The organism is Tersicoccus solisilvae, from assembly GCF_014643255.1.
GTDB lineage: Bacteria > Actinomycetota > Actinomycetes > Actinomycetales > Micrococcaceae > Tersicoccus > Tersicoccus solisilvae.
The window spans coordinates 1-5590 of the sequence record NZ_BMJI01000038.1; the positions used below are offsets into that span (position 1 = coordinate 1).

Annotated in this window: 3 rRNA genes; all 3 read left to right on the forward strand. The window is 57.8% G+C overall.

Going from position 1 to position 5590, the window contains the following annotated elements:
* Positions 1-131 precede the first annotated feature (131 nt).
* The 3 genes from IEX22_RS15230 (at position 132) to rrf (ending at position 5543) form a co-directional block, all read left to right on the forward strand.
* Positions 132-1622, forward strand: a 16S ribosomal RNA gene (locus IEX22_RS15230).
* A 517-nt stretch (positions 1623-2139) separates the two neighbouring features.
* Positions 2140-5246 (forward strand): 23S ribosomal RNA (locus tag IEX22_RS15235).
* Positions 5247-5426: 180 nt separating this feature from the next.
* A 5S ribosomal RNA gene (gene rrf, locus IEX22_RS15240) occupies positions 5427-5543 on the forward strand.
* Together the 16S, 23S and 5S rRNA genes form the textbook arrangement of a ribosomal RNA operon.
* Positions 5544-5590 lie beyond the last annotated feature (47 nt).

Sequence of the window (5590 nt, forward strand, 5' to 3'; positions counted from 1 at the left end):
GTGCCTGTTGTTTGAGAACTCAATAGTGTGTTGTTTTGTTTGTTGATGCCAGTTATTTACTGGTTGTGATGTCTGGCTGCCACCCCCGTGGTGGTCGGGATGTCATTGCCGGGTTCATGTTTTTCTGTTTTTTGACGGAGAGTTTGATCCTGGCTCAGGACGAACGCTGGCGGCGTGCTTAACACATGCAAGTCGAACGATGATGTGGTGCTTGCACCATGGATTAGTGGCGAACGGGTGAGTAAGACGTGAGTAACCTGCCCTTGACTCTGGGATAAGCCTGGGAAACTGGGTCTAATACTGGATATGACTGTCCCTCGCATGGGGGGTGGTGGAAAGCCTTCGGGTGGTTTTGGATGGACTCACGGCCTATCAGCTTGTTGGTGGGGTAATGGCTCACCAAGGCGACGACGGGTAGCCGGCCTGAGAGGGTGACCGGCCACACTGGGACTGAGACACGGCCCAGACTCCTACGGGAGGCAGCAGTGGGGAATATTGCACAATGGGCGAAAGCCTGATGCAGCGACGCCGCGTGAGGGATGACGGCCTTCGGGTTGTAAACCTCTTTCAGCAGGGAACAAGGCCATGCTTTTGTGTGGTTGAGGGTACTTGCAGAAGAAGCGCCGGCTAACTACGTGCCAGCAGCCGCGGTAATACGTAGGGCGCAAGCGTTGTCCGGAATTATTGGGCGTAAAGAGCTCGTAGGCGGTTTGTCGCGTCTGCTGTGAAAGCCCGGGGCTTAACCCCGGGTCTGCAGTGGGTACGGGCAGACTAGAGTGCAGTAGGGGAGACTGGAATTCCTGGTGTAGCGGTGAAATGCGCAGATATCAGGAGGAACACCGATGGCGAAGGCAGGTCTCTGGGCTGTTACTGACGCTGAGGAGCGAAAGCATGGGGAGCGAACAGGATTAGATACCCTGGTAGTCCATGCCGTAAACGTTGGGCACTAGGTGTGGGGGACATTCCACGTTTTCCGCGCCGTAGCTAACGCATTAAGTGCCCCGCCTGGGGAGTACGGCCGCAAGGCTAAAACTCAAAGGAATTGACGGGGGCCCGCACAAGCGGCGGAGCATGCGGATTAATTCGATGCAACGCGAAGAACCTTACCAACCGGAAAGGCGCAGAGATGTGTCCCCCACTTGTGGCCGGTTCACAGGTGGTGCATGGTTGTCGTCAGCTCGTGTCGTGAGATGTTGGGTTAAGTCCCGCAACGAGCGCAACCCTCGTTCCATGTTGCCAGCGGGTTATGCCGGGGACTCATGGGAGACTGCCGGGGTCAACTCGGAGGAAGGTGGGGATGACGTCAAATCATCATGCCCCTTATGTCTAAAGGGTTGCGATACTGTGAGGTGGAGCTAATCCCAAAAAGCCGGTCTCAGTTCGGATCGTGGTCTGCAACTCGACCACGTGAAGTCGGAGTCGCTAGTAATCGCAGATCAGCAACGCTGCGGTGAATACGTTCCCGGGCCTTGTACACACCGCCCGTCAAGTCACGAAAGTTGGTAACACCCGAAGCCGGTGGCCTAACCCTTGGGAGGGAGCCGTCGAAGGTGGGACTGGCGATTGGGACTAAGTCGTAACAAGGTAGCCGTACCGGAAGGTGCGGCTGGATCACCTCCTTTCTAAGGAGCGCTCGGATCCCTGACTCGTGCTGGTCGGCTTCGGTCGGTCTGGTGGGGGTGCGTCACTGGCCTGTGTGCTGGTGGTGGTGGGGATGAAGAGAGAATGCCCGTTGACTCACCAGTGTGTGGGTGCGGGTGCTCATGGGTGGAACATCAACGAAACTCGTGTCTGTCACCGGTGCTGGTGGCTGGCCGCCTGGTACGCCTGGCGCGTGTCCTCTTCGGGGGGTGCGTGTGGGGTTGGAGGGGTGGTTGGTCTGCTGGTGGGTGGTGGGCCTAGGCAACACACTGTTGGGTCCTGGGACAACAGGCCCCGGCGCGTAGATCCTTCCGGTTCTCGTGCTCTCACCGTTGGTGGGGGTGTGGGGTTGGGGGGGTTTGGGTCGGGTCTGGTTGTTTCTGGTGTTCCCTGCGTCTGGCGTGCCGGCATCCGAAGGTGGGTGGTCCGGCGGGGTGTGGGGGTTGTTGTTTGAGAACTGCATAGTGGACGCGAGCATCTTAATTCTGATTGTTCTGTGTGTAAGTTTTTAAGGGCACACGGTGGATGCCTTGGCATCAGGAGCTGATGAAGGACGTGGGAATCTGCGATAAGCCTCGGGGAGACGATAACCGGTCTGTGATCCGAGGATTTCCGAATGGGGAAACCCGGCCGCCCGTCATGGGTGGTCACCGCCGTCTGAATATATAGGGCGTGCGGGGGGAACGCGGGGAAGTGAAACATCTCAGTACCCGCAGGAAGAGAAAACAATAGTGATTCCGTGAGTAGTGGCGAGCGAAAGCGGATGGGGCTAAACCGGTGGCGTGTGATACCCGGCAGGGGTTGCGTCATCGGGGTTGTGGGACCATTCGTCCAGGGTCTGCCGGCTCTGGCGCGTGAGGTGCGGGCGTATAGGTGAACAGGTTTGAATGCCTGACCGTAGAGGGTGTGAGTCCCGTAACCGTAATGCGTTCCGCCGCGTGGTGGTGGTATCCCGAGTAGCACGGGGCCCGAGAAATCCCGTGTGAATCTGCCAGGACCACCTGGTAAGCCTGAATACTCCCTGATGACCGATAGCGGACCAGTACCGTGAGGGAAAGGTGAAAAGTACCCCGGGAGGGGAGTGAAATAGTACCTGAAACCGTGTGCTTACAATCCGTCAGAGCCTGGCACCCTTGTGGTGGGTGGGTGATGGCGTGCCTTTTGAAGAATGAGCCTGCGAGTTAGTGTTACGTCGCGAGGTTAACCCGTGTGGGGGAGCCGTAGCGAAAGCGAGTCTGAACAGGGCGTTCAGTGGCGTGATCTAGACCCGAAGCGAAGTGATCTACCCATGGCCAGGTTGAAGCGACGGTAAGACGTCGTGGAGGACCGAACCCACTTCAGTTGAAAATGGAGGGGATGAGCTGTGGGTAGGGGTGAAAGGCCAATCAAACTTCGTGATAGCTGGTTCTCCCCGAAATGCATTTAGGTGCAGCGTTGCGTGTTTCTTGCCGGAGGTAGAGCTACTGGATGGCCGATGGGCCCCAACAGGTTACTGACGTCAGCCAAACTCCGAATGCCGGTAAGTGAGAGCGCAGCAGTGAGACCGTGGGGGATAAGCTTCATGGTCGAGAGGGAAACAGCCCAGACCACCGACTAAGGCCCCTAAGCGTGTGCTAAGTGGGAAAGGATGTGGAGTTGCTTAGACAACCAGGAGGTTGGCTTAGAAGCAGCCACCCTTGAAAGAGTGCGTAATAGCTCACTGGTCAAGTGATTCCGCGCCGACAATGTAGCGGGGCTCAAGTACACCGCCGAAGTCGTGGCATTCATGCATTCCCTAGCCTTCGTGGTTCAGGGGTGTGGATGGGTAGGGGAGCGTCGTGTGGGCAGTGAAGCTGCGGGGTGACCCAGTGGTGGAGCCCACACGAGTGAGAATGCAGGCATGAGTAGCGAAAGACGGGTGAGAAACCCGTCCGCCGAATGATCAAGGGTTCCAGGGTCAAGCTAATCTGCCCTGGGTGAGTCGGGACCTAAGGCGAGGCCGACAGGCGTAGTCGATGGACAACGGGTTGATATTCCCGTACCGGCGAAGAACCGCCCCTACTGATCCGGGGATACTAACCACCCCAAGCGGTCATCGGGTTCCCTTCGGGGGGCCCACCGATCGTGCGGCGTGGGACCTGATCCGGGGAGGTAAGCGTATTAACAGGTGTGACGCAGGAAGGTAGCCAGGCCGGGCGATGGTTGTCCCGGTCCAAGCAGGTAGGCTGTCCCATTGGCAAATCCGTGGGGCGTGTAGGCCGAGACGTGATGGGACCCCCGTTCGGGGGAATCTGGTGATCCTCTGCTGCCGAGAAAAGCATCGACGCGAGGTTCTAGCCGCCCGTACCCGAAACCGACACAGGTGATCAGGTAGAGAATACCAAGGCGATCGAGAGAATTATGGTTAAGGAACTCGGCAAAATGCCCCCGTAACTTCGGGAGAAGGGGGGCCTGCCCCGTGACGGCACTTCGCGTGCTCGAGCGGGTGTGGGCCGCAGAGACCAGGGGGAAGCGACTGTTTACTAAAAACACAGGTCCGTGCGAAGTCGCAAGACGATGTATACGGACTGACTCCTGCCCGGTGCTGGAAGGTTAAGAGGACCGGTTAGTGCCCCTTGTGGGTGCGAAGCTGGGAATTTAAGCCCCAGTAAACGGCGGTGGTAACTATAACCATCCTAAGGTAGCGAAATTCCTTGTCGGGTAAGTTCCGACCTGCACGAATGGAGTAACGACTTCCCCGCTGTCTCAACCATAAACTCGGCGAAATTGCACTACGAGTAAAGATGCTCGTTACGCGCAGCAGGACGGAAAGACCCCGAGACCTTTACTATAGTTTGGTATTGGTGTTCGGTGCGGTTTGTGTAGGATAGGTGGGAGACTGTGAGCCCGGCACGCCAGTGTCGGGGGAGTCATCGTTGAAATACCACTCTGACCGCTTCGGATGTCTAACTTCGACCCGTGATCCGGGTCAGGGACAGTGCCTGATGGGTAGTTTAACTGGGGCGGTTGCCTCCTAAAGAGTAACGGAGGCGCCCAAAGGTTCCCTCAGCCTGGTTGGCAATCAGGTGTCGAGTGTAAGTGCACAAGGGAGCTTGACTGTGAGAGAGACATCTCGAGCAGGGACGAAAGTCGGGACTAGTGATCCGGCGGCACCTCGTGGAAGGGCCGTCGCTCAACGGATAAAAGGTACCTCGGGGATAACAGGCTGATCTTGCCCAAGAGTCCATATCGACGGCATGGTTTGGCACCTCGATGTCGGCTCGTCGCATCCTGGGGCTGGAGTAGGTCCCAAGGGTTGGGCTGTTCGCCCATTAAAGCGGTACGCGAGCTGGGTTTAGAACGTCGTGAGACAGTTCGGTCCCTATCCGCTCCTTAGTACGAGAGGACCGGGACGGACGAACCTCTGGTGTGTCAGTTGTACTGCCAAGTGCACCGCTGATTAGCTACGTTCGGATGGGATAACCGCTGAAAGCATCTAAGCGGGAAGCCTGCTTCAAGATGAGATTTCCATACCCGTGAGGGTTGAAGGCCCCCAGCTAGACCACTGGGTTGATAGGCCGGATGTGGAAGCGAGGACTACAGACTCGTGAAGCTGACCGGTACTAATAGGCCAACAACTTACACCACCCCACCACCCGGGTTTCGTCCCGAGTGAGTGATTCAGATAGCTCTGCTCGCGTCCACCATGCAGCTCCCGATCAACAAACCCCACCCCGAAACGAATCTCCGGGTCGGGGGAACACCCGGGAGACGACACCAGTACCCTGGTGTCCCAGGATTTCACCCCAGGAATGGGGGAATAGTGTTACGGCGGCCATAGCGTGGGGGAAACGCCCGGACCCATCCCGAACCCGGAAGCTAAGACCCACTGCGCCGATGGTACTGCACTCGTGAGGGTGTGGGAGAGTAGGACACCGCCGGACAACCCGTAACCGAATGCCTCGGACCAGGTCCCTCCAACGACGGAGGA